Annotated in this window: 22 protein-coding genes; 7 read left to right on the top strand and 15 right to left on the bottom strand. The window is 75.0% G+C overall.

The annotated features are described in order from the left end of the window. Positions 1–72: 72 nt before the first annotated feature. From HJG45_RS15010 to HJG45_RS28815, 3 genes are all read right to left on the bottom strand, one after another. Positions 73–4,743: an AAA family ATPase gene (locus tag HJG45_RS15010; protein WP_171612922.1), complete on the bottom strand. Its 4,671-nt coding sequence runs from the start codon at positions 4,741–4,743 to the stop codon at positions 73–75. Next, on the bottom strand, positions 4,740–5,360 hold the full coding sequence (locus HJG45_RS15005; RefSeq protein ID WP_171612921.1) for a thioredoxin domain-containing protein: 621 nt from the start codon (positions 5,358–5,360) through the stop codon (positions 4,740–4,742). Before HJG45_RS15005 ends, HJG45_RS15010 begins: the two co-directional genes overlap by 4 nt. A gap of 147 nt (positions 5,361–5,507) precedes the next feature. Beyond that, entirely contained in the window at positions 5,508–6,077 is a 570-nt protein-coding gene (locus HJG45_RS28815) for a DUF721 domain-containing protein (protein ID WP_368040597.1), read from the bottom strand. A 108-nt stretch (positions 6,078–6,185) separates the two neighbouring features. Here HJG45_RS28815 and HJG45_RS14995 point away from each other — a divergent pair, with 108 nt between their 5' ends. Beyond that, complete coding sequence (locus HJG45_RS14995) at positions 6,186–7,262, top strand: A/G-specific adenine glycosylase (protein WP_171612919.1); 1,077 nt, start codon at positions 6,186–6,188, stop codon at positions 7,260–7,262. Here HJG45_RS14995 and HJG45_RS14990 read toward each other — a convergent pair. The 4 genes from HJG45_RS14990 to HJG45_RS14975 all read right to left on the bottom strand — a co-directional run bounded on the left by HJG45_RS14990 (position 7,225) and on the right by HJG45_RS14975 (position 10,978). Continuing rightward, a complete protein-coding gene (locus HJG45_RS14990; RefSeq protein WP_254452542.1) occupies positions 7,225–7,680 on the bottom strand; it encodes a multidrug efflux SMR transporter in 456 nt (151 codons plus the stop codon). The genes HJG45_RS14995 and HJG45_RS14990 overlap by 38 nt on opposite strands. 173 nt (positions 7,681–7,853) lie before the next feature. Beyond that, positions 7,854–9,071, bottom strand: coding sequence for a M20/M25/M40 family metallo-hydrolase (locus tag HJG45_RS14985; protein ID WP_171612917.1), 1,218 nt, complete (start codon positions 9,069–9,071; stop codon positions 7,854–7,856). Between the two features lie 74 nt (positions 9,072–9,145). After that, entirely contained in the window at positions 9,146–10,474 is a 1,329-nt protein-coding gene (locus HJG45_RS14980; RefSeq protein WP_171612916.1) for a DUF2254 domain-containing protein, read from the bottom strand. Between the two features lie 9 nt (positions 10,475–10,483). After that, positions 10,484–10,978, bottom strand: a complete 495-nt coding sequence (locus HJG45_RS14975) for a MarR family transcriptional regulator (protein WP_171612915.1) — start codon at positions 10,976–10,978, stop codon at positions 10,484–10,486. 124 nt (positions 10,979–11,102) lie between these two features. Here HJG45_RS14975 and HJG45_RS14970 point away from each other — a divergent pair, with 124 nt between their 5' ends. Both HJG45_RS14970 and HJG45_RS14965 read left to right on the top strand, forming a co-directional pair. Then, complete coding sequence (locus HJG45_RS14970; protein WP_254452541.1) at positions 11,103–12,461, top strand: acyclic terpene utilization AtuA family protein; 1,359 nt, start codon at positions 11,103–11,105, stop codon at positions 12,459–12,461. 14 nt (positions 12,462–12,475) lie between these two features. Beyond that, a complete protein-coding gene (locus HJG45_RS14965; RefSeq protein ID WP_171612914.1) occupies positions 12,476–12,787 on the top strand; it encodes a DUF4387 domain-containing protein in 312 nt (103 codons plus the stop codon). 9 nt (positions 12,788–12,796) lie between these two features. Here the strand turns inward: HJG45_RS14965 and HJG45_RS14960 are convergent, their stop codons facing one another. From HJG45_RS14960 to HJG45_RS14950, 3 genes are all read right to left on the bottom strand, one after another. After that, on the bottom strand, positions 12,797–14,314 hold the full coding sequence (locus HJG45_RS14960; RefSeq protein ID WP_171612913.1) for an HWE histidine kinase domain-containing protein: 1,518 nt from the start codon (positions 14,312–14,314) through the stop codon (positions 12,797–12,799). Between the two features lie 171 nt (positions 14,315–14,485). Continuing rightward, positions 14,486–16,381 carry a monovalent cation:proton antiporter-2 (CPA2) family protein gene (locus tag HJG45_RS14955; RefSeq protein ID WP_171612912.1) on the bottom strand — a complete coding sequence of 632 codons (1,896 nt, stop codon included), beginning with the start codon at positions 16,379–16,381 and terminating at the stop codon, positions 14,486–14,488. Between the two features lie 2 nt (positions 16,382–16,383). After that, on the bottom strand, positions 16,384–16,992 hold the full coding sequence (locus HJG45_RS14950; RefSeq protein WP_171612911.1) for an NAD(P)H-dependent oxidoreductase: 609 nt from the start codon (positions 16,990–16,992) through the stop codon (positions 16,384–16,386). A gap of 165 nt (positions 16,993–17,157) precedes the next feature. On the opposite strand from HJG45_RS14950, the gene HJG45_RS14945 reads away from it, so the two are divergent. Beyond that, complete coding sequence (locus HJG45_RS14945; RefSeq protein ID WP_171612910.1) at positions 17,158–17,730, top strand: hypothetical protein; 573 nt, start codon at positions 17,158–17,160, stop codon at positions 17,728–17,730. Between the two features lie 106 nt (positions 17,731–17,836). On the opposite strand, the gene HJG45_RS14940 is transcribed toward HJG45_RS14945, so the two are convergent. The 3 genes from HJG45_RS14940 to HJG45_RS14930 all read right to left on the bottom strand — a co-directional run bounded on the left by HJG45_RS14940 (position 17,837) and on the right by HJG45_RS14930 (position 20,209). Further along, positions 17,837–18,937 (bottom strand): site-specific DNA-methyltransferase, encoded by a 1,101-nt coding sequence (locus HJG45_RS14940; protein WP_171612909.1) that lies wholly within the window; start codon positions 18,935–18,937, stop codon positions 17,837–17,839. Positions 18,938–19,097: 160 nt separating this feature from the next. Then, the gene (locus HJG45_RS14935) at positions 19,098–19,736 is read right to left on the bottom strand and encodes a ribonuclease HII (RefSeq protein WP_171612908.1); all 639 of its coding nucleotides are present in this window, start codon (positions 19,734–19,736) and stop codon (positions 19,098–19,100) included. A gap of 32 nt (positions 19,737–19,768) precedes the next feature. Continuing rightward, positions 19,769–20,209 carry a cupin domain-containing protein gene (locus tag HJG45_RS14930; protein ID WP_171612907.1) on the bottom strand — a complete coding sequence of 147 codons (441 nt, stop codon included), beginning with the start codon at positions 20,207–20,209 and terminating at the stop codon, positions 19,769–19,771. 132 nt (positions 20,210–20,341) lie between these two features. On the opposite strand from HJG45_RS14930, the gene HJG45_RS14925 reads away from it, so the two are divergent. Then, positions 20,342–20,755 (top strand): cupin domain-containing protein, encoded by a 414-nt coding sequence (locus HJG45_RS14925; protein ID WP_217362931.1) that lies wholly within the window; start codon positions 20,342–20,344, stop codon positions 20,753–20,755. A 326-nt stretch (positions 20,756–21,081) separates the two neighbouring features. On the opposite strand, the gene HJG45_RS14920 is transcribed toward HJG45_RS14925, so the two are convergent. Beyond that, positions 21,082–22,191, bottom strand: a complete 1,110-nt coding sequence (locus HJG45_RS14920) for a PA0069 family radical SAM protein (RefSeq protein WP_171612906.1) — start codon at positions 22,189–22,191, stop codon at positions 21,082–21,084. Between the two features lie 74 nt (positions 22,192–22,265). Between HJG45_RS14920 and HJG45_RS14915 the strand changes: the two genes are divergently transcribed. Both HJG45_RS14915 and HJG45_RS14910 read left to right on the top strand, forming a co-directional pair. Then, positions 22,266–22,976, top strand: a complete 711-nt coding sequence (locus HJG45_RS14915) for a TIGR04283 family arsenosugar biosynthesis glycosyltransferase (RefSeq protein ID WP_171612905.1) — start codon at positions 22,266–22,268, stop codon at positions 22,974–22,976. Between the two features lie 101 nt (positions 22,977–23,077). Further along, entirely contained in the window at positions 23,078–23,680 is a 603-nt protein-coding gene (locus tag HJG45_RS14910) for a TIGR04282 family arsenosugar biosynthesis glycosyltransferase (RefSeq protein WP_171612904.1), read from the top strand. Between the two features lie 48 nt (positions 23,681–23,728). On the opposite strand, the gene HJG45_RS14905 is transcribed toward HJG45_RS14910, so the two are convergent. After that, the gene (locus HJG45_RS14905; protein WP_171612903.1) at positions 23,729–24,313 is read right to left on the bottom strand and encodes a glutathione S-transferase family protein; all 585 of its coding nucleotides are present in this window, start codon (positions 24,311–24,313) and stop codon (positions 23,729–23,731) included. Positions 24,314–24,521: the final 208 nt, after the last annotated feature.

Below are 24,521 nucleotides of genomic sequence, written 5' to 3'. Positions count from 1 at the left end.
CTTCCCGGCAGTCTGCGCCGAGAAGGGTGGGGGAGTTCAAGAACAAATTATGAACCTCGCCGCGGCGGGCGCCTATTCCGCCGCCTGCACCGTCCCGCCCGGCGCGCCCCCGTCCACCATCTCCACCGCCCGGCCGAGATCGACGCTCAGCAGCCGGCTCACCCCGCGCTCCTGCATCGTCACGCCGTAGAGCCGGTGCATGCGCGCCATGGTCAGCGGATGGTGCGTCACCACCAGGAAGCGGGTGCCGCTCTCGATCGCCATGGCATCGAGCAGGTCGCAGAGCCGCTCGACATTGGCGTCGTCGAGCGGCGCGTCCACCTCGTCCAGCACGCAGACCGGCGCCGGATGGCAGCGGAAGACGGCGAAGATGAGGGAGAGGGCGGTCAGCGCCTGCTCGCCGCCCGAGAGCAGGGAGAGGGCGGCGAGCCGCTTGCCCGGCGGCTCGGCATAGATCTCGAGCCCCGCCTCCAGCGGGTCCTCCGAGCCGACCAGGGCGAGATGCGCCCGTCCGCCGCCGAAGAGCCGGGTGAAGAGGTCGATGAACTCCCGGTTCACCCGGTCGAAGATGGTCCGCAGCCGCTCGCGGCCCTCACGGTTGATATGCCCGATCGAGCCGCGCAGCTTGGCGATGGCAGCGCCGATCTCCTCGCGCTCGCGGGTGATCTCGGCGATCCGCCCCTCGATCTCGCCCATCTCGACATCGGCGCGGAGATTGACCGGGCCCATCTCCTCCCGCTCCTTCGCCAGGCGCTCCAGCTTGCGGCGCGCCCGGTCCTCGGCGGCGTCGGAGAGCTCGCCGGGCTCCGGCAGGGCGGCATCCTCGCCGAGCCGCTCCACCACCCGCCCGCGCACCGCCTCGGCGGCGGTGGCAGCCTGCTCGGCGGCGCCCTCGGCGCGGAGCTGCGCCTCGCGCGCCGCGGCGAAGGCGGCATCCGCCGCGCGCCGCGCCTCGGCCGCCTCGCGCCGCTCGGTCTCGGCCGCCGTCAGCGCCGCCGCGGCGGCGACATGCGCCGCCTCCACCTCGGCCAGCGCCGTTCCGGCCTGCCGATGCCGGGCGGCGGCGGCCTCGGGTAGCGCGGCGAGGCCGTCATGCTCGGCCCGCGCCTCGGCGGCGCGCGCCTCCAGCGCCGCGCGCCGGGCGGCGGCATCCTCGCGCCGGGTGGTCCAGCCCGCCTGCTCGGCCTCGGCGGCGGTGCGGCGGGCGGCGATCCGGTCGCGCTCCGCCCGCAGCCCGGCCACCGCCTCGAGCGCGCCGACCTCGCCGGCCCGGGCGGCGGAGAGCGCGCCGCGGGCCGTCTCCACCCCGGCGCGGATCGCCTCCAGCGCCGGCAGCGCGGCCTGGCTCGCCGCCGCCTCGGCCCGCGCCGCCTCGGCCTCCTCGGCCTCGGCGGCGATGCGGGCGAGCTGCGGCGCCAGCGCCTCGACGCGGCTTTCCGCCTGGGCGGCCTCGGCCGCGAGCCGCGCCGCCGCCTCGCGCGCCGTCTCCAGCGCCGCCTCGGCGCGGGTGCGGGCCTCGCGCGCCGCGGCCTCGGCGGCGACGGCCGCGGCATCCTCGGCCTCGGTCGCGGCGGCGGCGGCACGCAGCGCGGCGAGCTCGGGCAGGCCGGCGAGGGCCTCGCGGGCCGCCTGGAACGCCGCCTCGGCCTCGGCAGCCTCGGTGCCGAGCCGCTCGAGCTGCGGCGCCAGGGCGCCGCGCCGGCTTTCCGCCTGGGCGGCGCTGGCGGCGAGGGCGGCGGCGGCGCTGCGGGCGCGCTGCAACCCCATCTCCGCCTCGGCCCGAGCGTCGCGCGCCTCGGCCTCGGCGGCGGCGGCGGCGGTCTCGGCGCGGGCCGCCGCGTCGTATTCGGCGATCGCCGCCTCGGGGGCGGGCAGGGCTTGCAGCGCGGCGGCGGCCACCTCGGCGGCGGCCTCGGCCTCGGCATGCTCCCCGGCCAGCCGGGCGAGCTGCGGCTCCAGCGCCGAGAGCCGGCTCTCCGCCTCGGCGGCGGCGGCGGCCAGCCGGCTCGCCTCGGCGCGCGCGGCGGCGAGGCGCGCTTCGGCGGCGCGGCGCGTCTCCCGCTGCGCGGCCTCGGCGGCGATGGCCTCGGCCTCCTCCCGCTCGGCCCGCTGCCGGGCGGCGCGGGCGGCCTCGGTGGCGGCGCGGCTGCCCGCCAGCCGGGCCTCGGCGGCGTGCAGGCGGTTGCGCAGGGCGAGGCGCGTCGCGCCGGGATTCGGCGCATCGGCCCGGGCGGTATGCCCGTCCCAGCGCCAGACCGCGCCGTCGCGCGCGACCAGCGCCTGGCCGGGGGCGAGGGCGGATTGCAGCGCCGCCCCCTCGGCACCCTCCGGCAGCAGGCCGATCTGCGACAGGGCCCGCGCCAGGGCCGGCGGCGCCTCGACCATCGCGGCGAGGGGCTGCACCGCCGCCGGCAGGGCGGGCGGCGCGGCGAAGGGGGGGAGGGCGCGCCAGTGCCGGGCGGCGTCCGGATCGAGCGGGCTGTCGAGCGCCTCGCCCAGCGCGGCGCCGAGCGCCGCTTCCAGCCCGGGCGGCACGCGGATGGCATCGAGCACCGGCGGCGCGGTGCTGCCGGCGGCGGCATTGGCGGCCAGCGTCTCGCCGAGCGCCTGCGCCTCGGCCAGCGCCCGCGCCTCGGCCCCTTCCGCCTCGGCGGCGGCGGCGCGGGCCGCGCCATGCGCCTCGGCGGCGGCGGCGCGGCCGGCCTCGGCCTCGGTCACCGCCTGCAGGGCGGCGGCAAGCGCCGCCTCGGCCGCCTGCGCCTCCTGCTGCGCCGCCGCGACCCGCCCGGCCGGGAGGCCGGCGGCCCGCGCGGCCTCGCGTTGCTCGGCGAGGCGGGCATGCTGCTCGCGCAGCTGGGCGGCGCGCTGCGCCGTGGTGGCGGCCTCGGCGGCGGCGCGCTCGCGCAGCGCCTCGGCATCGGCGATGCGGCGGCGGGCGGCGGCATGCGCCTCCTGCGCCGCGGCGCGGGCGGCCTCGGCCGCTTCCAGCGCGGCGCGGCGGGTCTCGAGCTCGGCCTCGGCCGCCACGGCGGCCGCCTCGGCCGCCTGCAACCGGCTGCCGGGGACCAGCGCCGCCTCGGCCGCCGCATGGTCGCGGGCGATGGCGGCGTGCTGCGCCGCGATGCGACTGGCCCGCTGCTCGGCCTCGGCGAGGGCGGCATGGGCCCGGCCGGCCTCAGCCTCGGCGACGCCCGCCTCGCGCCGGGCGGCGGCATGCGCCTCCTGCGCCGCGGCCCGCGCCGCCTCGGCCTCGGCCAGCGCCGCGCGCGCCGCGGCGAAGCCCTGCTCGGCGCCCGTGACCGCGGCCTGGGCGGCGGCGAGGCGCTCCGGGGCCACCCGCGCGGCCAGCGCCGCGGCATGCTCGGCGGCGATCGCCTCGCGCTGGCCGCCGAGGCGCCGGGCGCGCTGCCCGGCCGTGTCCAGGGCGGCGGCGGCGGCATTCACCCGAGCGGCCAGCGCCGCCGCCTCCTCGGTGGCGAGGTTGGCGCTGCGCTCGGCGGCGCGGGCGGCCTCGGCGGCCTCCTGCAAGGCCGCTTCCGCCGCGGCGAGCCGGTTGGGCAGGGTGCGGGCCGCTTCGTCGAGCGACGCCCGCTCGGCCGCGAGCCGCGCCTCGGCGGAGGCGGCATCCGCCTCGACGCCCCGGGCATGCGCCAGGTCGCGCTCGATCTGGGCGAGCCGCGCCGCGGCCGCCTCCAGCGCGGCGCGGGCGCGGCGCTCCTCCGCCTCCAGCCCCTCGCTCTCGACCCGGCGCCGCTCCAGCACGGTGCGCGCCAGCGCCTCGGCCTCGCGCGGCGCCGGCAGCGCCTTCTCCGCCTCGAAGCTGCGGATCGCCGCCGCCTCGGCCTCGGCCTCGGCGCGGCGGGTGGTCGCGGCGGCGGTCTCGAAGCCGGCCTGGGCATGCGCCAGCGCCGCCTCGGCGCGGGCGGTCAGCAGCGCCAGCCATTCCGCCTCGGCCTGGCGCACCAGGCCGGAGAGGTTGCGGTAGCGGTTGGCCTGCCGCGCCTGGCGCTGCAGCCCGTTGCGCTGCACCTCGAGCTGGCCGAGCAGATCCTCGGCGCGGGTGAGGTTGGCCTCGGCCTGGCGCAGCTTCAGCTCCGCCTCGTGCCGGCGGGCGCGCAGCCCGCTGATGCCGGCCGCCTCCTCCAGCACCTGCCGGCGTTCCTCCGGCTTGGCGCCGATCATGGCGGCGACCTTGCCCTGGCTGACCATGGCCGAGGCGCGGGCGCCGGAGCCGATATCGGCGAACATGGTCTGGACATCGCGCGCCCGGACCTCGCGGCCGTTCACCCGGAAGGAGCTGCCCTCGCCGCGGGCGATGCGGCGGATGATCTCGAGATCCTCGGCCTCGGCATTCGGCGGCGGGGCGAGGCCGGTCGCCTCCTCCAGGTACAGCGTCACCTCGGCGAGGTTGCGGCCCGGCCGGGTCGCGGTGCCGGCGAAGATGACGTCCTCCATCTCGCCGCCGCGCATCGAGCGGGCCGAGGTCTCGCCCATCGCCCAGCGCAGCGCCTCGACCACGTTCGACTTGCCGCAGCCATTCGGCCCGACGATGCCGGTCAGCCCCGGCAGCACCTCGACCGTGGTGGGCTCGGCGAAGCTCTTGAAGCCGGCGATGCGCAGCCGGGCAAGGGTCGCGCGCAGCGCCGCCCGCTCGGCGGTATCCGCGCCGGTCTCCATCTCGGGCGCCGCCGCATCGTCCCCCGGCACGCCGTCCCGGGAGGGGCCGCCGCTCTCGCCGCTCACGCCGGCTTCACCTCCTGCACCAGCTCCTGGAAGCGCTCGAAGCCCATGGCGCCGGACTGGTTGATCGTGCGCCTGCCCTGGAAGGAGAAGCTCGGCGTGGCCTGGACGTTGAACTCCTTCTCCGCCCTGGCGCGCTCCTCCATGATCGCCCGCTTCAGTCGGTCGTCCTGCACCGCCTGGTCGAACTGGGATTTCGGCATGCCGGCGAGCGCGGCCATCTTCGCCAGCTCGGCCAGCGGATCGCCGCGGGTGAAGGCCCAGCGGTCCTGGGTGGCGAAGAGGGCGTTGACGAAGCCCTCATAGCGCTCCGGCGGCAGGGAGCGGGCGACGGCGGCGGCGGCCAGGGCGAGCTGGTCGAGCGGGAAGTCGCGCCAGATCATGCGCACCAGGCCGGTATCGATCAGCTCCTTCTGCACGCGCGGGAAGGTCTCGCGGCTGAAGGCGGCGCAATGGCTGCAGGTGAGGGAGAAGAACTCGATCACCTTCACCGGGGCATCCGGCTTGCCGGCGCCGCGCTCGGCGAGGCGCGGGTCGCTTCCCGGGCTCTGTGCCTGGGCTCGGGCGGCGAGCGGGACGAAGGCCGTGGCGGCCAGCAGGCTTCGGCGGGGCAGGCGCATGCGGCCTCCGTTCCAGGGCGTGGCCGCCTGCGGCGGGATCACCGCGAGGCGCGCAGCACGCGATCCAACAATGCCCTGGGGCATGCGCCGGACCCGGTCCGGGCGAAGCATGCCCCGATGCGGCGTCGACTCCGGCCGCAGGCGCGGTCAGGGACGATTTCGATAGACGCCCCGGCCGAGCTTTGCCAGCGCCGCGCGCAACTCCTCGCCCGGGACCGCCGAGACGGCCCGCTCCACCGCCTCGGGCAGCGGCGCGGCGGCCGGTCCCCGGCGGGCGGGCGGGCCCGCCGCCGGCTGCTGCTGCACGAAGCGCAGGCGCTCGACCAGCATCCGGCCGAGATGCGCGTTGATCCGGTCCACGAGCTGCGGCGCGAGATGCGTCAGCTCCATGGCGACCGGCCCGGCGCAGGCGATGGTCAGCGTGCCGGCGGTGAAGCGACGCGGGGTGGTGACCGCCGCGAGCGCCGGGCCCACCGCCTCGGTCCAGTCGGCCATGAGCTGCGCCGCCGCCGGGCTGCGCTTGCGGAAGGCCGGGCGGGTCAGCGCCGGGATCAGGGCGCCGAGCGGACGCGGCCCATAGGGCGAGCGGGCGGGGGTGAAGCCGTCGCGCCGAGGAGACGGGGCGGGGGCGGGTCCGGGCGGGCTGCGTCCCGCGCCGGCCGCCTCGCCGTTGGCCTTCCGGCGCTCCGCCTTGTTCCCTTCTGCGAGCGGATTCACGCCTCCGGGCGTGCCCACCCTCCGGCGATCCGCCTTGTCCCCTGTTGCGAGCGGATTCACGCCTCCGGACGTGCCCGCCCTCCGGCGATCCGCTCTATCCTGCCCCATATGCCCGCATCCCCCGCCGCTCCCCTGGCCGGCTCCTTGGCGCCCGCCGCGCCGCTGCTCGCCTGGTACGACCGCCATCGCCGCCTGCTGCCCTTCCGCACGCCGGAGGGCGGCCGGCCCGAACCCTATCAGGTCTGGCTGTCGGAAGTGATGCTGCAGCAGACCACCGTCGCCGCGGTCGGGCCGCGCTTCGCCCGCTTCCTCGCCCGCTTCCCCAGCGTCGAGGCGCTGGCCGCGGCGCCCGAGGCGGCGGTGATGGAGGAATGGGCCGGGCTCGGCTACTACGCCCGGGCGCGCAACCTGCATGCCTGCGCCCGGATCGTCGCGGCGCGCGGCGGCTTCCCGCGGGAGGCGGCGGCGCTGCGCGAGCTGCCGGGGATCGGCGCCTATACCGCGGCCGCCGTCGCCGCCATCGCCTTCGACCAGCCGGTGGTGCCGGTCGATGGCAATGTCGAGCGGGTGGTGGCGCGGCTGGCCGCCGAGGAGGCGCCGCTGCCGGCGGCCAGGCCCCGCCTCGCCGCGCTCGCCGAGGGGTTCATGGCGGATGCCGCGGCGCGGGCGCGGCCCGGCGACTTCGCCCAGGCGCTGTTCGATCTCGGCGCCACGCTCTGCACGCCGCGCAGCCCGGCCTGTGCCCTCTGCCCCTGGCGCGAGGATTGCGCGGCGCAGCGCCGGGGCATCCAGGAGACGCTGCCGCGCAAGGCGCCGAAGCGGGCGCGGCCCTTGCGGCAGGGGGTGCATTTCCTGCTCGCCGATGCGGCGGGGCGGATCCTGCTGCGGCGGCGGCCGCCGCGCGGGCTGCTCGGCGGGATGCTGGAGATCCCCGGCACCCCCTGGCGCGACGCGCCCTGGACGGAGGCGGAGGCGCTGCCCTTCGCGCCGCTGCCGGGCCTCGCCTGGCGCCGCCTGCCCGGCCTCGCCCGGCACGGCTTCACGCATTTCGAGCTGGAGATGGCGCTGCTCGCCGCCACCGTGCCGCGGGTCGCCCCGCCGGACGGGGCCGAGATGCGGCCGCTCGCCGAGGCTGATGCCGCCCTGCCTACCGCGATGCGGAGATTGCTGGCTCTGGCCCGCTGAGCTCCGGCCGGCGGACGGCGAAATCGGCGAGCAGCACGACGCCGAGGCAGACCAGCGCCAGGCCGCCGAGCTTCATCGGCGACAGCGCCTCATGGAACAGCAGCACGCCGAACAGCGTCGCCGAGACATAGGAGATGGCGGTGCAGGGGGCGGCGACTGACATCGGGATGCGGCGGAGCGCCACCACGTAGAACAGCGTGCCGCAGCCGTAGCAGCCGAGGCCGAGGATGGTCTGCGGCCGCAGCAGCTGCGCCAGCAGGCTGGCCAGCGGCGAGGCCTCGAGCGGCGGCAGGTCGAGGGCGCCGAGCTTCAGCAGCACCTGGCCGGCCTGGGAGGCCAGGATGGCGATGACGAGCGCGGCCCAGGAGCTTGAGGTGGGGCGGCGGGCAATCGGCGGGTCCAGGCTGGCCGGGGCCAAGCGGTCTACTCCTCGACTGTGCGGGGGCGGTCCGGATCGGGGCGGCGAGGATGTGCCGCGCCGGCATGGCCGGAAGATGGCAGGATCGCTTCGCTTGTACCAAAGGCCTCCATGCATGACCGCATGGCGCGCCGTTCGGGCCTCGGACCGGCCAGGGGACCGAGGCGTTGGCGTCAGCCCTCCTCGATCCCGGCCACCGCCAGGATCGCGGCGAGGCTCGCCGCCATGCCGCGCAGGCTCTCGCCCGGTTCGACATCGATCCATTCCTCGAGCGAATGCGCCCGGCCGCCGCGCCCACCCGAGCCGATCTTGATCGCCGGGATGCCGAGGCTCATCGGGATATTGGCATCGGTCGAGGAATATTCGTGCCGCGGGGTGAAGCCCTGCGCGGCCACGGCGGCGGTGGCGAGGCGGACGATCGCGGCATCGGGCGGGGTATGGCCGGCCGGGCGGTCGCCGATCGGGATCCGCTCGACCGTGATGCCGCCCTCGCGGACCGAGCGGGCGTCGTTCTCGGCCGCGGCCGCCGCCTCGACCCCGGCAAGGAAGCCGCTTTCCAGCCGCGCCAGCACCTCGGGCGAGCGGCTGCGCAGGTCGACCTCCATCCAGACCTCGTCGGGGATGGCGTTGACGGAGGTGCCGCCGCCGATCCGGCTGACGCAATGGGTGGTATGGGTATCGGCCGGCGCCGGCAGCCCGGCCAGGGTCAGCGTCGCGCGGGCCAGGGCATAGGCCGGGTTCACCAGGCCGAAGGCGCCGAAGCTGTGCCCGCCCGGGCCGCGGAAGGCGATGCGCCAGCGCTTGCTGCCGATGCCGCCGGTGACGATGCGGTCGACCTCCGGGCTGTCGACGGTGAAGAAGGCCTCCACCCGGCCGCGATGCCGGCCCTCGGTGAAGAAATGCCGCACGCCGCGCAGGTCGCCCGCCCCCTCCTCGCCGACATCGCCGAGGATGAGCAGGTCGGCGCGGGTCCGCAGGCCGGCGGCGTCCATGGCGCGCAGGAAGGCGAGGATGACGGCGAGGCTGCGCGTGTCGTCCCCGACGCCCGGCGCGAAGAGCCGCGTGCCCTCCCGCCGCACCCGCACATCGGTGCCGGCCGGGAAGACGGTGTCGAGATGCGCCGCGACCACCACCGTCCCGCCATTGCCGGTGCCGCGCCGGCGGCCCATGACGTTGCCGACCGCATCCTGCTCCACTTCCTCGAGCCCATGCGCCTGCAGCATCTCCAGATAGGCGGCGGCGCGCGCGGCCTCGCCGAAGGGCGGCGAGGGGATCTCGGTCAGGGTGACGATGTCCTCGACCATCCGGTCGTGCTCGCGCGCCAGGGTGGCGACCGCCTCGCGGAAGCGGGGATGGGCGATGAGGCGGGCGGTGGTCTCGTCGGCGGTCATGGCAGGGTCCGGCTTGCGCCGCCAAATCGGCCCGGCGGCGCGGCGGCGTCAAGGGCGCCGTCAGGGGCGGCGCCTCAGCCGGGCGCCTCCGGCCGGCCCTCGGCCGGCGCCGCGAGGGCGGCGAGGGCCGCGCGGTGGCGATCCTCGATCGTCGCCCGGGCCGCCGCATCCGGCGTCCCGGCGGTCGCCGCATCATGCGCCAGCCCGACATGCCGGCGGAGCGCCGCCCGGCGCGCCGGATCCGCCTCGACGGCGGCGACCTCGGCGAGCACCTCGAGCAGGCGGATCATCACCGGCGCCGCCCCGGCGCCGTCCTGCCGGATCGGGTGGAACATGGCGTCGAGCAACCCGGCATAGTCGGTCGCGCGGCGCCAGAGCCGGGGCTGCCCGTCATGCCGGATGCAGCCGGAGGGCAGGCGGTAGCCGGCGAGCTGGCAGAGCGCCGCGCCCAGCCGGTCGAGGACGGCAATGGCGGTGAAGGGGTCGTTGATGCCGGGGGAGAGGGCGCGCAGCCCGATCTCGACCAGCTGCCGGACGACGAATTCTAGGTCCTGCTCCGTGCTGCGACGGTTCCCGAGGGACAGCGCGCCGTCGAGCGCCTCCTGCGCCGCCTCCCGCAGCGCCGGCGGCGCGACCCGGCCGACGGCGCTGCCGGGGAAGACGAAGTCGCCGGCGCGCAGGCGCAGGTGCAGCACCGCATCCCGCTCCGCCGCCCAGGCGGCGAGCGCGGCGTCGTCGAAGACCCGGAGATAGCCGCCGGCCGGGGCGAGCAGCACCGCCGCCTCCGCCGGGGACGGCGGCGCCGGCTCCTCCTCCTGGCAGGGCTCGTCCGCCTCGCGCCGCGGCAGCCGCGCCAGCGCCCGCGACAGGTCGGCCTGCACCAGCGCCACCACATGCTCGACATTGATCGAGGTGGCGAGGTGGTGGAGGAACCAGATCAGCACCCCGATGCAGAGGAAGGCGAGCAGCAGCGCCCCGGAGACGGCGAGTTGCGGCACGAAGGCCCCCTCCGCCGCATCCCGCACCGAGCGCAGGACGACCAGGGCATAGGCGAAGGTGGCGAGCAGGGCGCCGAGGGCATACTGGTTGCCCGCATCGCGGGTGAAATTGCGCAGCAGCCGCGGCCCCATCTGGTTGGAGGCGAGGGTCAGCGCCGCGACGGTGATGGAGAAGACCGTGCCGGCGACGCCGATCATCGCCGCGGCCACCGTGCCGAGCATGTCGCGCGCCCCGGAGGCGCCGCCGGCATAGACCCAGCCCTCCACCCAGCCGGGCAGCGCCACCCCCTCGGCCTGGACCAGCAGCCCGGCCAGCAGCACGGCGGCGAGCGTCATCGCCGCCGGCCGCACCCAGAAGGCGGCGAGCAGGTCCGCCCACCATTGTCGCAGCCGTGCCACGGTCATCGGATGGTGTCAGGCCGTTCGGCTGCCCGGCACGGCTTCCGGCGGCGGCGGTGGGCTGGCGATGGCGAGGCCCTGCGCCACCCGCTCCAACACCTGCAGGCAGGCGGCGAGGTCCGCCTCCGGGATGCCGGACAGGATCTCCGCCCGTACCCCCGTCGCCGCCGCCTCGATCCGGTGGATCAGCGGCCGTGCCTGGGCGGTGAGGTGGAGGGTCTTGGCGCGGCGGTCATGCGGCGCCTCCCGCCGCTCGACCAGGCTCTCGCCCTCCAGCCAGTCGAGGGTGCGGACCAGGGTCGGGCCCTCGATCAGCAGCCGGCCGGCCAGGTCCTTCTGGGTCATTCCCTCGCCGTCGCGGGAGATGGCCAGCAGGGCCAGCCAACGCGCCTCGGTCAGCCCGAATTCCGCAATCCGCTGGTCGAGCCTCGCGCGCCATCGCCGCGCGATCTGCGCAATGAGAATGCCGAGCCGCCACTGGGCATGGGCGAGGGTGGTCCCGTCCCGCATGCGGCGAGTCTAGAAGGTGTGAGAATAATGAGGAAGCTAGTAAATGGTGGGGCTATTCCTCGCCCCCCAGGCGACGCATGCTGACGCCCCGGCCCGCGGGCCGGGAGGGGAAGGAGACGCGGCGATGCGCGAAACCCGCATGGTCTCGGTCAGCGGCATCCTGGGCTACGGCTATCCGGAGGCGGCGCTGCAGGCGGCGCTCGCGCGCGGCGTCGACATGCTCGGCTGCGATGGCGGCAGCAGCGATCCCGGTCCCTACTATCTCGGCAGCGGCAAGCCCTTCGTCTCGCTCCGCGCCATGAAGCGCGACCTGCGGCTGATGCTGCGCGCCGCCGTGGCGCACCGGCTGCCCATGCTGATCGGCACCTGCGGCGGCGCCGGCGGCGAGCCGCATCTGCAGCTCGTCGCGCAGATGGTCCGCGACATCGCGCGCGAGGAGGGGCTGCACTTCCCGATGGCGCTCATCCACAGCGAGCAGCCGAAGGCGCGCGTCCAGGAGGGCCTGCGCGAGGGCCGCGTCCATCCGCTCGGCCGCATGCCGCCGCTCGCCGAGGAGACCATCGAGCGCGCCACCCGCATCGTCGGCCTTTGCGGGCCCGAGCCCTATATGCGGGCGCTCGACGAGGGAGCGCAGGTGGTGCTCGGCGGCCGCAGCTCCGACCCGGCGCCCTTCGCCGCGCATGCGCTGCGGGCGCAGCTTCCCCCGGCCCAGGCCTGGTATGCCGGCAAGATGCTGGAATGCGGCGCCGCACCGGCCCTGCCGAAGGGGCCGGACTGCCTGCTGGTGACGGTGCGCGAGGATGGCGTGGTCTGCGAGCCGATGGGCGAGCGCGCCTGCACGCCGCTCTCGGTCGCCAACCATTCGCTGCACGAGAACGCCTCGCCGATCCGCCATGTCGAGCCGGGCGGCGTGCTCGACACCAGCGAATGCCGCTTCGAGGCGGTCTCGCCGAAGGCGACGCTCGTCACCGGCATGCGCTGGCACCCGGCCGGGACCTACACGGTGAAGCTCGAGGCGGCGGAGCGGCTCGGCCACCGCGCCGTCAGCTTCGCCGGCACGCGCGACCCCGGGCTGATCGGCCAGCTTCCCGGCTTCCTCGACCGGGTACGGTCGCTGGTGGCGGAGAAGGCGCGGGATCTCGAGATCGGGCCCGAGGCCTATCGCCTGACCATTCATCGCTACGGCCTGGACGGGGTGATGGGCGCGCGCGAGCCGCTGCGCGGGGCGCCCGGCCACGAGATCGGCTTCCTGATCGACGTGGTCGGCGAGGATGCCGAGATCGCCGCCGCCGTCATCGCGCTCGCCCGCACCTCGATGCTGCATTGCGATTTCCCCGGCAGGCTCTGCAAGGAGGGCAACATGGCCATCCCCTTCTCGCCGAGCGACCTCATGGCCGGCGAGGTCTACCGCTTCAGCATGGCGCATGTGATGGAGACCGCAGACCCCTGCGCGCTGTTTCCGATCGAGCATGAGCGGGTTTAGGCGGGAGGAATGCCATGGCGCTGATCCGCGACATCGCCCAGGTCTGCAAGAGCAAGAATGCCGGTCCCTTCGAGCTGACCATCGACGTGGTCTTCGCCGATGACGCGACCTTCGAGCGGGTGCGGGCGAGCGGCGTGCTCGGCCCGGCGCTCTTCGCCCGGCTCTACGGCGTCGCCGAGGCGGATGTGCTGTTCACCCCCTATCCCGCCGGCCGCGCCTTCAAGGCGACGCTGCCGCGGCTGGTGCCGGCGGGCGAGATCGGCGACACGGATGTCTACGGCGCGCAGCAGCACGCGCCGCTGCTCGAGGTCGACATCCCGCTCTGAGCGGCGGTGTCAGGGCCCGATCCGCCCGACGGCGCCGGGATCGGCCAGGGCGCGCCCGGCCGGCAGCACGATCTCGCAGACGAGGCCGCTCTGCGGCCAGCGCAGCAGCAACTGCCCGCCGAGCTGGTCCACCACCGTGCCCCGCATGACGCGCGAGCCGAAGCGCGGCCGCGGCGGCGGGCCGGCCAGCGGCGGGCCGCCGGTCTCGACCCAGAGCAGCCGCAGCCCGATGCGCCCCGGCTCCAGCGCCCAGCCCACGGCGATGCGGCCGCCCGGCGCCGAGAGCGCGCCGTGCTTCACCGCATTCGTCGCCAGCTCGTGCAGCGCCATGGAGAGGGGCTGCGCCGCCTGCGGCAGCAGCAGCACCGGCGGGCCGTCGAGGCTCGCCCGCGGCGGCGGCACCGCCTCGGCCGCGCCGAGGAAGTTCCGCAGCTCGCCGGCGACCAGGTCGCGCAGCTCGACGCCGGCCCAGCGCTTCTCGGTCAGCAGGGTATGCGCCCGCGCCAGGGCCGCGACCCGGCCCTCGACCGCCGCGGCATAGCTGCGGGGATCGGCCGCCGGGGTCAGCCGCAGCGCCGCCAGCACGACGGCGAGCGCGTTCTTCGCGCGGTGGTCCAGCTCGCGCGTCATGAAGAGTTGCCGCTCATCGGCCCGGCGCCGCTCGGTCACGTCGCGCAGCAGGCCGGAGAGCCGCCAGGCGGCCGGGTCTTCCTGCGCGCCGAAATGCGTCTCGCCCTGCACCTGCGCCCAGAGGACGTCGCCCTCGCGCGTCGTCACCCGGAATTCCTCGAGCAGCGTGCCGCCCTCGGCGGCGAGCCGGGCGGCCACCATCTCGAGCCGCGGCCGTTCCTCGGGATGCGCGGAGACCGCCAGGCCGCGCAGCGTCAGCGGCGCCGTCTCGGCGAGGCCGAGCAGCCGCCGCAGCGCGCCGAGCGGGGCATGCGCCGGGCTGCTGCCGGAGGTCGCCTCGAAGGCGACCACCCCGGCCGCCTCCTGCGCTTGGCGCAGCCGCGCCTCGGACTCCGCCAGCTCCTGCGCCCGCCGGGCCTGCAGCCGCAGCTCGAGCGCATCCGCCGCCAGGGCGGCCAGGGTCAGCAGCCGCCGCCGGTCCCTCTCGTCGAGGCCGCCCGGCCGCGGCTCGGCGGAGGCGATGCAGAGGCTGCCATGGGCCTTGCCGTCGGCCAGGCGCAGCGGCGCGCCGGCGAGGAAGCGGATCGCCGCCCCGGCCGGCACCGCCTCGGCGAAGCGCGGGTCCCGGCCGGCATCCGGCACGACCGCCACCTGGCCCGGCGCCGCCGCCAGCGCCGCGGCCCAGGCCGCCGCCGGCCAGGGCGGGGCCTTGCCCCGCAGGCCGATGCGGGCGACCGGCCATTGCCGCTCGGCCTCGAGCACGGCGATCACCGCGATCTCGGTTTGCAGCAGGTCGCAGGCCAGCCCGGCCAGGCGGTGGAACTCTCCCTCCTCCGGCGTATCGAGGAGACGGTAGCGGTGCAGGGCGGCCAGTCGCGTGGCATCGGCCTCAGTCATGGGCCTCCCGACCTCGTCGTCTCGTGTCAAGCTCGCGATGGGGCCCGCGATGGGCAAGGCCTGCATGCCGGACATCCCTGCTGGCGTTCTCATCCCGCAGATTCAGGCAGGGTGCAAAACCATTCAAGGTCATGAAAGTGCCGGCGCGAGTCGATTCTCCCGCGCCGGCCGTCAGCCCGAGGCCGCCGCATCCCGCTCCGTCCTCCGCGCCTGGGCTTCCTCCCGCAGGGCGGTGGTGTCCCAGCCATCATCCATCACCGCCCGGCCGCGGTCGCGGTCGCGCTCCAGCACCTCCAGCAGGCGCTGCGAGGCCTCGCGCACCGCCAGGCCGTAGCGCGTCGCATCGTCGCGGATCGGCGCCAGCCGCTCCATCGCCCGCCTGTCGTGACGGCGGAAGAGCCGGCCGGCGCGCTCGGCCTCGTAGGCCGGCATGCCGAGGCGGCGCAGCGCCTCGACGCCGGTCTCGAGCGCGGCGGCGAAGGTCTCCCGCACCACCAGATGCGCCCCGGCCTCCATCAGCTCGTAGGCATGGCCGCGATCGACGGCGCGGGCCAGCACCTGCGCCCGCGGGAAGTGCCGCAGCGCCGTCTCGACGATCGCATTCGTCGTCTCGCGCGCATCGGTCGCCGCCACGATCACCGCCGCCTCCGCGGCACCCGCCGCCTGCAGCAGGTCGAGCCGCGTGGCGTCGCCGTAGAAGACGCGGAAGCCGAAGCGCCGGAGCTGCTCGATCGTGTCCATGTCGTGATCGAGCACCGTCACCGGATGCCCGTGCGCGAGCAGCAGCCGCCCGACGATCTGGCCGAAGCGCCCGAAGCCGGCGATGACCACGCTGCCCTGCGGCTCGATCGCATCCGGCTCCGGCGGCAGGTCCCGCACCGCCAGCCGGTCGGCGAGCCGGCCATAGGCCAGCATCAGCAGCGGCGTCACCGGCATGGAGAGGGCGACCACCGCGACCAGCAGGCCCGCCTCCGCCTCGGGCAGCACGCCGTTCTGCACCGCGAAGGCCAGCAGCACGAAGGCGAACTCGCCGCCCTGGGCGAGCAGCAGCGTCACCAGCAGCACCTCCGGCCGCGGCCGGCCGGCGACCAGTCCCATGCCGGCCAGCACCGCCGCCTTGGCAAGCACCAGCAGCAGCACCAGCCCGGCGACGGCGAAGGGCGCCGCGGCGACCTGGGCGAAGTCGATGCCGGCGCCGACCGAGAGGAAGAACAGGCCGAGCAGCAACCCCTTGAAGGGCTCGATGTCGCCCTCGAGCTCGTGCCGGAACTCGCTGTCCGCCAGCACCACGCCGGCGAGGAAGGCGCCGAGCGCCGGGGACAGGCCAACCGCCTCCATCAGCAGCGCGATGCCGATCACCAGCAGCAGGGCGGAGGCGGTGAAGATCTCGCGCAGCCGCGTCTCGGCGATCAGCCGGAAGGCCGGGCGCGTCAGCAGCCGGCCGCCGCCGATGACGAGGGCGACGGCGCCGAGCACGGCGAGCGCCTGGCCCCAGGCCGGCAGGGTCTCGATCCAGCTCGCATCGTGATGCGCCGTGCCCGCTGCCGCCGGCACCGTGGCCAGCAGCGGCAGCAGGCTGAGGATCGGGATGACCGAGACGTCCTGGAAGAGCAGCACCGCGAAGGTGGTCTCGCCGCCCGCCGTGCGCAGCAGCCCGCGCTCAGCGAGGATCTGCAGCGCGATGGCGGTCGAGGACATCGCCAGGATCAGCCCCGCCGCGAGCGCCATGCGCCATTCCGCGCCGAGGGCGAAGCCGATGCCGGCGATGACGAGCGTCGTCAGCCCCACCTGCAGCCCGCCGGCGCCGAGCACCGGCCCGCGCATCGCCCAGAGCCGCGAGGGCTGCAACTCGAGCCCGACGAGGAAGAGCATCATCACCACGCCGAACTCGGCGAAATGCAGCGCCGCCGCCGCATCGCCGGCCAGCCGCAGGCCGAAGGGGCCGATGATGACGCCGGCGAGCAGGTAGCCGAGCACGGCGCCGAGGCCGAGGCGCTTGGCGATCGGCACCGCCAGCACGGCGGCGCAGAGATAGACGAAGGCCTGGACCAGCAAGCCGCCTGCCATGCTCAGGGCCTCCCGTGCAGCGCGTCGCGCGGCTCTGGTAGCGCCCCTGGCAGCGCCCCTGGCAGCGGCTCGGCCGGCGCCTCGCGCAGCCTTTGCAGCAACGCGCGATAGGCCTCCGCCTGTCCGGCCAGGGCCTCGGCGTCCAGCAGATGCGTGCCGTGCACAATGAAGGGCGGCAGCCAGCGCATGCGGCAGAGATGCGCCGTCGCCTCGAAGGGGCGGAGGAATTCCGCAAGGCTGTAGCGGTTCAGCCCGGCCGCGTCATAGGCCGTCTCCGTCCCGCCCGCGGTGACCGCCGAGAGCAGCGCCTTGCCGGCGAGCGCGGTGCCGGCGCGGCCATAGGCGAAGCCGTGCTCGAGGACGAGGTCGAGCCATTCCTTCAGGATGGCGGGGCAGGAATACCAGTAGACCGGGTGCTGCAGCACGATGACCTCGTGCTCGCGCAGCAGCGCCTGCTCGCGGTCCACGTCGATCAGGAAGTCGGGATAGGTCTCGTAGAGGTCGTGCAGCGTCGCGCCCTCCACCTCGCCCGCGGCGCGCCGGAGGGCCGCATTGGCGCGGGAGCGGCGATGCGCGGGATGGGCAAGCAGGACGAGGATGCGCCGGGGCATGGGCGAGGCCTTGCGGGGAGCCGGCGAGGCTTGGCCGCCGCGGGCCGGCGGGTCAAGCCGGCCGGCGGGAGGGAACGATCTGGTGCCGCCGCTGGCAGGCTGCCAGATTGCCTGCCGGTGCTGCCAGATCCGCGGCGGGGCCGGACCGAACCAAGGAGGAAAGCCATGTCGATCCAGCGTCTGCCCCTCGCTGTGGCCGCGCTTGCCCTACCGGTGCTGATGGGACCGGCCATGGCGCAGCGGCCGCCGCCGCCGGCCGCCGTGTCGCGGTCCGCCGAGGCCGTCTCGGTGATCGAGGCGGTGGACCAGCGCGAGCGGTCGGTCATCCTCCGCAGCGAGGACGGCACGCTCACCACGCTCTTCCTCGGCAAGCATGTCCGCAACCTGCCGCAGGTGAAGGCCGGCGACCGGGTGGTGACGCGTGTCACCCAGGCGGTGGCGGTCGCCATGACGCCGGCCGATGCGCCGGGCACGCCGCCCGTGGCGGGCGAGGGCGCGGCGGTCGCGCCGCCGGGGAGCCTGCCCGGCGCCACCTATGTGCGGAGCCTGCGCCTGCCGGTCACGGTGAACGCGGTCGACCGGAGCAGCAACAGTGTCACCGTGACCGGGCCGCAGGGGCAGGCCCAGACCGTGACGCTGCACGACCAGAAGATGCGCGACTTCGCCCGGCGGCTGCGGCCCGGCGACCGGGTGCAGGTGACCATCGTCGAGGGCATCAGCATCGACGTGGTGCCCTGAGCGACCGGCGAGGCAGAGAGGCGGCCGGGCATTCACGCCCGTCCGCGTCCCATTGTCCTGGCATGCGGCCCGCCGCGTTCCCTTGCGAACGCGGCGGGCCGGCGCGTCAGGAGCGCCGGCCGAGCATCTCCGCCCGGTACTCGTCGAGCAGGCGGAGCGTCCCGCCCGGCTGCTCGACATGCCAGAAGGCCCAGCCGTTGCAGGACGGCGCCTCCTGCACCGCCGCCCCGACCTGGTGGATCGAGCCCTGCGCCCGGCCGCAGCGGATCGAGCCATCGGCGGCGACGGTCGCGCTCCAGCGCCGGGCGCGGTCGGTGAGGATGCTGCCGGCCGGGATCACGCCGCGCTCGACCAGCGCGCCGAAGGGCAGGCGCGGCTGCTCGCGCTTGCCGGCGGTGACCAGCGCCGCGCTCTCCGGGACCGGCTCGATCGCCGCGATGCGCGCCTCCGCCGCCGCGGCATAGGCCGGGTCGCGCTCGATGCCGATGAAGCGCCGGCCGAGCCGCCGGGCGACCGCGCCGGTGGTGCCGGTGCCGTGGAAGGGATCGAGGATCACCTCGCCCGGCAGGGTGCAGGCGAGGATCACCCGGTGCAGCAGCGCCTCCGGCTTCTGCGTCGGGTGCAGCTTGGTGCCCTTCTCGTCACGCAGCCGCTCGGTCCCGGTGCAGAGCGGGATGAACCAGTCGCTGCGCATCTGCAGGTCGTCGTTCAGCGCCTTCATGGCGGCGTAGTTGAAGCGGTAGCGGCTCTCCGGCCCGCGCGCCGCCCAGATCAGCGTCTCATGCGCGTTGGTGAAGCGGCGGCCCCGGAAATTCGGCATCGGGTTCGCCTTGCGCCAGATGATGTCGTTCAGCACCCAGAAGCCGAGATCCTGCAGCGCCGCGCCGAGGCGGAAGACATTGTGGTAGCTGCCGATCACCCAGATCGTGCCGTCCTTGCGCAGCACCCGCCGCGCCTCGGCGAGCCAGGCGCGGGTGAAGGCGTCATAGGCGGGCAGGCCGTCGAAGCGGTCCCACTCCTCGTCCACCCCGTCGACCAGGCTGTCATCCGGCCGCCGCAGGTCGCCCTTGAGCTGCAGGTTGTAGGGCGGGTCGGCGAAGATGGCGTGCACGGAGGCCGGCGGCAGCCTGCGCATCAGTTCGATGCAGTCCCCGACCATGATCCGGTCGAGCGGCAGATCGAGCCCGGTCCCCACGCTGTCCCTCATTCCATTGCTGCGCGCCGGCCTCCGTCGTGCCGGGATCGCCCGGATCGGTGCGAGCGGGCGCGACTCCCGAAGAGCCGCCACCATCGCCGCGCCGAGTCGGTGGGTCAACCGAAGCCTGGACGCCGGCGGCACGGGCCGGCGCGGGTGTGGCCGGGCGGACTCAAGCGCCGAGGGCGAGGCGGGCCTGGTCCCAGGCCGCATCCACCGGCCCGTAGCCGCGGCGGTGATGCGGGCAGGGGCCGTGCGCGGCCAGTGCCGCCCGGTGCCGCGCGGTCGGGTAGCCGGCATGCCTGGCGAAGCCATAGGCCGGCCAGCGGGCATCGAGCCGCGCCATCGCCCGGTCGCGCGTGACCTTGGCGAGGATGGAGGCGGCGGCGATCGACAGGCTGAGCCCGTCGCCGCCGACGACGCAGCGCACCGGGCAGGGCAGGGGCGGCGGCCGGTTGCCATCGACCAAAGCGAGCCGCGGCGGCGCCGCGAGGCGGGCCAGGGCGCGGGCCATGGCGAGCTGCGTGGCGTGCAGGATGTTCAGCCGTCCGATCTCGGCGGCCGAGGCGGCGGCGACGGCGCAATCCGCCTCGCCCCGTCGCGCCGCCTCGCGCAGCGCGGCGAAGGCGAGGAGCCGTGCCGCAACGGTCAGGCGCTTGCTGTCGTCGAGCAGCGCGGCGAGCGTCGCGGGCACGCCCTGCGGAAAGACAACGGCGGCGGCGAGGACGGGCCCGGCGAGCGGGCCGACGCCGGCCTCGTCCAGCCCGGCCACGCGACCGCCCGCCTCCCGCTCCAGATCGAAGCTCGGCATCGCCGCATTCTACACCCCCATGCCGCGGGCCGTCAGGCCGGCGAGGAGAGCGGCTTGTCCTTCTCCACCACATAGGTGATGCCGAGCCGCACCGCCGAGAGCGTGCGGCCGCTATGCGGCAGGCCGGGCGGCACCTGGAAGCCCTCGCCGGCGGCGAAGCGCTTGGTCGGCTGGCCCTGCATCTCGAGCTCGAGCTCGCCCGACATCACCACCGAGGATTCGATGCCCGGATGGGTGTGGCGCGGGATCACCGCGCCGGCCGGGGCCTCGAGCAGCACCAGGATCGAGATCTTGCCGTCGCCCGGATAGTCGATGGTGCTGAGCGTCTTGCGGCTGATGCCGCCGGCCGGCGGCGCGGCGCCTGGCTGCGCCTGACCTTGTCCCTGGGCGAGGGCGGGACCGGCGACCGCCGTGGCCACCAGGCCCGCTGCGCTGCAGATGGCGCAGGCGAGGAATCCGCGACGCATCGCCATGATGGCTGACCTCTCCGGGTGTTTCGATGCCGTCACGCTATGCCGCGCCCCCGCCGCCGCGCAAGCGGCTTGGCCGCGCCGGCCGGCGCGCGGTACGCTTCCCGCGCCAACGAGAACAAAAGGGATGCGTCCATGCCCGACGGGGCCCAGACACCGATGCGCCGGCGGCTGACCGCCAACGAGCCCTCGCCGCGCTCGGTCTTCCTCGACGTGCCCAACATGCCCTGGGAGGAGACCAAGTTCCCGGGCATCCGCTGCAAGACGCTCTACACCGATGGCAGCGGCATGGCGACGCTGCTCATGCGGCTCGAGCCCGGTGCCGTGGTGCCGCTGCATGAGCACACGGCGATCGAGCAGACCTATGTGCTGGAGGGGCATTTCGTCGACGAGGAGGGCGAGTGCCTGCCCGGCCAGTTCGTCTGGCGGCCGGAGGGCAACACCCATGTCGCCTGGGCCGGGAAGGAGGGGGCGACGATCCTCGGCATCTTCCTCCGGCCCAACATCTTCGCCGATGGCCGCCCCTTCTTCACCGAGGAGAAAGGCTGACGCCGCCTGCATGAGGCAGGGGGGTACGGCCTTCCATCATGCACGGCACCGGCGGGGGGGGATGCCAGTGCCGTGCACCCCGCCCGGCCGCGCATCGGGGGGATGCGAGAGGGGCGGGCCGGCCGGCGGGACCCGGGGAAAGGCCGCCGGCCAGGATGGAGCGGGAGATCCGGCGCCCGTGCATCGTCAAGCCGGACCCTAGTGTCCTGATCGAAAAGTCCTTCGGACGTCACTCTCAGGCCACCAGCCTTTGTATTCAGTGTCCAGGCCGTTGTTTGACCGCGTGAGTCACGCCTTTCGGTGAGTCCACCTCAGGCGATCACGCTCTAGAGCAGCGCCAGCTGCCGCGCCTCCGCCCGCGGCGGCGTGAACTGGCTGCAATCGAGCGGCTGGCTGCGCGCATTGGTGCCGAGCAGGCCGAGCCGCGTCGCCGCCAGCCGGAAGCGCCGCGCCAGCATGTCGGCATGGGCGCCGATGCCGGTCTGCCGCAGACCCCAGCGGCTGTCATAGGTCCGGCCGCCGCGCGTCTCCCGCACCAGGGCCAGCACCCGCGCGGCACGGTCCGGGACATGCGTCCGCAGCCACTCCTCGAAGAGCGGCGCGATCTCGAGCGGCAGGCGCAGCAGAACATAGCCGGCGCGGGTGGCGCCGGCCGCGGCGCTTTCGGACAAAATCCTCTCCAGCTCGGCGTCGTTCAGCCCGGGGATCATCGGCGCCGCCAGCACGCCCGCCGGCACCCCCACCTCGGCCAGGGCGCGGATCGCCTGCAGCCGGCGCAGCGGCGCGGCCGCCCGCGGCTCCATCCGCCGCGCCAGGCTCGGGTCAAGCGTGGTGACGGAGAGGCAGACATGCACCAGGTTGCGCCGCGCCATCCGGGTCAGGATGTCGAGGTCGCGCAGCACGCCGGCGGATTTGGTGACGATGGTCACCGGATGCCCGAAGCGCTCCAGCACCTCCAGCACCTGCCGGGTGAGGCGCAGGCTGCGCTCCACCGGCTGGTAGGGATCGGTATTGGCGCCGAGCGCGACCGGCCGCGGCACATAGCCCGGGCGGCTGAGCTCCTTCTCCAGCAGCGCCGGCAGCTCGGGCTTGAACAGCAGCCGGGTCTCGAAATCGAGGCCGGGCGAGTAGCCGAGATAGGCATGGCTCGGCCGGGCATAGCAGTAGATGCAGCCATGCTCGCAGCCGCGATAGGGATTGAGCGAGCGATCGAAGCCGATATCCGGGCTGTCGTTGTAGGTCAGCGCGCTGCGCGACCGTTCCTTCAGCAGGGTGGTCGGCAGAGGCGGCAGATCGGACAAATCGGCCAGGCTGCCCCAGCCATCGTCGAAGGCCTCCCGCGCCGTGCTCTCGAAGCGCACCGCGGGGTTGGAGACGGCGCCGCGGCCCTTGCGCGGCGCCAGCAGCCCGGCCATGGGGGAGAGACCGTCCGGCATGCCAGCGTTCCCTTTCTGTTCGTTCACACCTTGCCGGCATGGATCAGGGGCTGTCAAGAACATCGTGAGAACGAATGGTTAATGCCCGCCCGCCCGTTCCGGACCGCAGCCTGAGCATTGTCATCCCGACCCTGAACGCCGCGGCCACGCTCGGCCCGGTGCTGGCCGCCTGTGCCAAGGCGCGGGCCGAGGCCGTGGCCGAGATCATCCTCGTCGATGGCGGCAGCCGCGACGGCACCGTGGCCGTCGCCCGCGCCGCCGGCTGCCGCGTCATCGAGGCGCCGCGCGGCCGCGGGCCGCAACTCGCCGCCGGCGCCCGGGCGGCAAATGGGGACTGGCTGCTCTTCCTGCATGCCGATACCCGCCCCGCCCCCGGCTGGTCCGGCATCGCCCGCGGCTTCATGGCGGCGCCCGGGAATGCCGGCCGGGCCGGGTATTTCGCCTTCGCCCTCGACGATCCGGCGCCGGCGGCGCGGCGGCTGGAACGGCTGGTCGCCTGGCGCTGCCGCCGGCTCGGCCTGCCCTATGGCGATCAGGGGCTGCTGCTCTCCCGCGCCTTCCACGATGCGCTCGGCGGCGTCCGGCCGATCCCGTTGATGGAGGATGTCGATCTCGTCCGCCGCATCGGCCGGCGCCGCTTGGTCGGGCTGCCGGTCGCCGCCCTCACCTCGGCGGCGCGCTGGCGGCGGGAGGGCTGGCGCCGCCGCTCCGCCCGCAACCTGCTCTGCCTCTCCCTCTTCTTCCTCGGCCTGCCGCCGCGGCTGATCCAGCGGCTCTACGGTTAGGTTCACAGGGGTTCGCGCAGCATGCTCCATCCTGTTGTCTTGCGGGCATCGTCACGTGTTCAGATGGTTCCATCCGAACGCGATCCGCTCTGAGCGCGGCGATGCGGGGCGACACCCTCATCCTCTTCGCCCGCGCCCCGCGGCACGGCACGGTGAAGCGGCGGCTGGCGCGGGAGGTCGGCGCGCTGGCGGCGCTGCGCTTCCATCGCGGCGAGCTGCAGCGGCTGGTCCGCGCGCTCGGGCGAGACCGGCGCTGGCGCTGCGAGCTGGCCGTGACGCCGGACCGGGCACGCTGGCCGGCAGGGCTGCGGGCCGGCCTGCCCTGCCACCCGCAGGGGCGCGGCGATCTCGGCCAGCGCATGGGCCGGGCACTGGCGCGGCACCGGCGGGCGGTGCTGGTCGGCTGCGACATCCCGGAGCTTGGGCCGGCCGACATCGCCGCGGCCTTCCGCGCGCTCGGGCGGGCGCGAGCGGTGTTCGGCCCGGCCGAGGATGGCGGCTACTGGCTGGTCGGCTTCGGGCCGCGCCGGCCGCCCGCGCCCTTCGCCGGGGTACGCTGGTCGAGCGAGCATGCGCTGGCTGATACGCTGCGGAATTGCGGCGGCCATCCCGTCGCGCTGCTGCGGCGGCTGCGGGACGTGGATGATGCGGCGGCGCTCAGGGCCCTGCGCGCCCGGCACCAAGGCGGCAGGGGAGGACCGTAAGAAATTGCGTTGTTCCACCCAGGTGTGGGGAATGTCGGAAGATGCTGTTCAGGCTGGCAGTTCGTAGCCGATTGCCGCCTCCACTTCGCACGTCGTCCTCACCGCAGGCCGAGCCAGCATCCGGTCATGGTGGGCCAGTAGGCTTGGGAACTCCTCCGTTGCCGAGCGCGCCGCGTTGCGGAAGCGCCAGAAGAGGCGGAACAGGTGGATGTCGGCGATCGACATGCGTTCACCGACCACCCACTTGCGGCCGTCCAGCCGCCGCTCGACAAACCCGTAGACGGCGCGAGCGGCCTCGACCCCTTGCCGCCGCGCAGGGTGGACCGTTGCAGCAAGGAACGACATCCAGGAGACAACCTTTGCTTCCGACTCGACATCGTTGTCCGGCAGAAGGCCAGCATCCGGGAAGCGTCGCGCGAGGTAGAACAGGATTCCGGCGACCTCGGTCAGCGGGCGGGTCTCGACGAGAAGCGTCGGCACCTTGCCCTCGGGGTTGATCGCCAGATAGGCGGGGTTGCGGTTCTCACGCCTTGCGAAGGACAAGGCGCGTATCTCGAACGGCGTGTCGATCTCGCGCAGCGCGATATGCGGTGCCATCGAGCTTGATCCGGGGGCAAGATAGAGCGTCAGCATCGGGGCGCACCTCCTTCGCCATCCTGTCATCAAGGCCCGGTCCAGCCGCAGCCGCCCATTGAACCCTATCCTGGCATGGCCCGCTGCCAGCCAAGGACACCGGCCAGGTAGTAGCTGAATCGCCACGCTGCAGTCCGCTGATTCATCAGCCTCATGACCGGCCTTGAGGTGGTTCATCCAAATCCCGGCCTCGACGATCACCCTTGTC

The sequence above is a fragment of the Roseicella sp. DB1501 genome (genome assembly GCF_013112485.1).
In the GTDB taxonomy this organism is placed as follows: Bacteria; Pseudomonadota; Alphaproteobacteria; order Acetobacterales; family Acetobacteraceae; genus Paracraurococcus.
The sequence above is the reverse complement of the archived record's forward strand: the minus strand, read 5'-3'. Positions and strand labels throughout refer to the sequence as shown.

What these genes read in the sequence shown, in the direction of transcription:
- HJG45_RS14915 (WP_171612905.1), top strand. Translation starts at nt 22,266, where the DNA reads ATGGTTAATGCCCGCCCGCCCGTTCCGGACCGCAGCCTGAGCATTGTC.
- HJG45_RS14940 (WP_171612909.1), bottom strand. Translation starts at nt 18,937, where the DNA reads ATGAGGGACAGCGTGGGGACCGGGCTCGATCTGCCGCTCGACCGGATC.
- HJG45_RS14935 (WP_171612908.1), bottom strand. Translation starts at nt 19,736, where the DNA reads ATGCCGAGCTTCGATCTGGAGCGGGAGGCGGGCGGTCGCGTGGCCGGG.
- HJG45_RS14960 (WP_171612913.1), bottom strand. Translation starts at nt 14,314, where the DNA reads ATGACTGAGGCCGATGCCACGCGACTGGCCGCCCTGCACCGCTACCGT.
- HJG45_RS14955 (WP_171612912.1), bottom strand. Translation starts at nt 16,381, where the DNA reads ATGGCAGGCGGCTTGCTGGTCCAGGCCTTCGTCTATCTCTGCGCCGCC.
- HJG45_RS14910 (WP_171612904.1), top strand. Translation starts at nt 23,078, where the DNA reads ATGCGGGGCGACACCCTCATCCTCTTCGCCCGCGCCCCGCGGCACGGC.
- HJG45_RS14930 (WP_171612907.1), bottom strand. Translation starts at nt 20,209, where the DNA reads ATGGCGATGCGTCGCGGATTCCTCGCCTGCGCCATCTGCAGCGCAGCG.
- HJG45_RS14945 (WP_171612910.1), top strand. Translation starts at nt 17,158, where the DNA reads ATGTCGATCCAGCGTCTGCCCCTCGCTGTGGCCGCGCTTGCCCTACCG.
- HJG45_RS14985 (WP_171612917.1), bottom strand. Translation starts at nt 9,071, where the DNA reads ATGACCGCCGACGAGACCACCGCCCGCCTCATCGCCCATCCCCGCTTC.
- HJG45_RS14970 (WP_254452541.1), top strand. Translation starts at nt 11,103, where the DNA reads ATGCGCGAAACCCGCATGGTCTCGGTCAGCGGCATCCTGGGCTACGGC.
- HJG45_RS14905 (WP_171612903.1), bottom strand. Translation starts at nt 24,313, where the DNA reads ATGCTGACGCTCTATCTTGCCCCCGGATCAAGCTCGATGGCACCGCAT.
- HJG45_RS14980 (WP_171612916.1), bottom strand. Translation starts at nt 10,474, where the DNA reads ATGACCGTGGCACGGCTGCGACAATGGTGGGCGGACCTGCTCGCCGCC.
- HJG45_RS14975 (WP_171612915.1), bottom strand. Translation starts at nt 10,978, where the DNA reads ATGCGGGACGGGACCACCCTCGCCCATGCCCAGTGGCGGCTCGGCATT.
- HJG45_RS14925 (WP_217362931.1), top strand. Translation starts at nt 20,342, where the DNA reads ATGCCCGACGGGGCCCAGACACCGATGCGCCGGCGGCTGACCGCCAAC.
- HJG45_RS14920 (WP_171612906.1), bottom strand. Translation starts at nt 22,191, where the DNA reads ATGCCGGACGGTCTCTCCCCCATGGCCGGGCTGCTGGCGCCGCGCAAG.
- HJG45_RS14995 (WP_171612919.1), top strand. Translation starts at nt 6,186, where the DNA reads ATGCCCGCATCCCCCGCCGCTCCCCTGGCCGGCTCCTTGGCGCCCGCC.
- HJG45_RS14965 (WP_171612914.1), top strand. Translation starts at nt 12,476, where the DNA reads ATGGCGCTGATCCGCGACATCGCCCAGGTCTGCAAGAGCAAGAATGCC.
- HJG45_RS14950 (WP_171612911.1), bottom strand. Translation starts at nt 16,992, where the DNA reads ATGCCCCGGCGCATCCTCGTCCTGCTTGCCCATCCCGCGCATCGCCGC.
- HJG45_RS15005 (WP_171612921.1), bottom strand. Translation starts at nt 5,360, where the DNA reads ATGCGCCTGCCCCGCCGAAGCCTGCTGGCCGCCACGGCCTTCGTCCCG.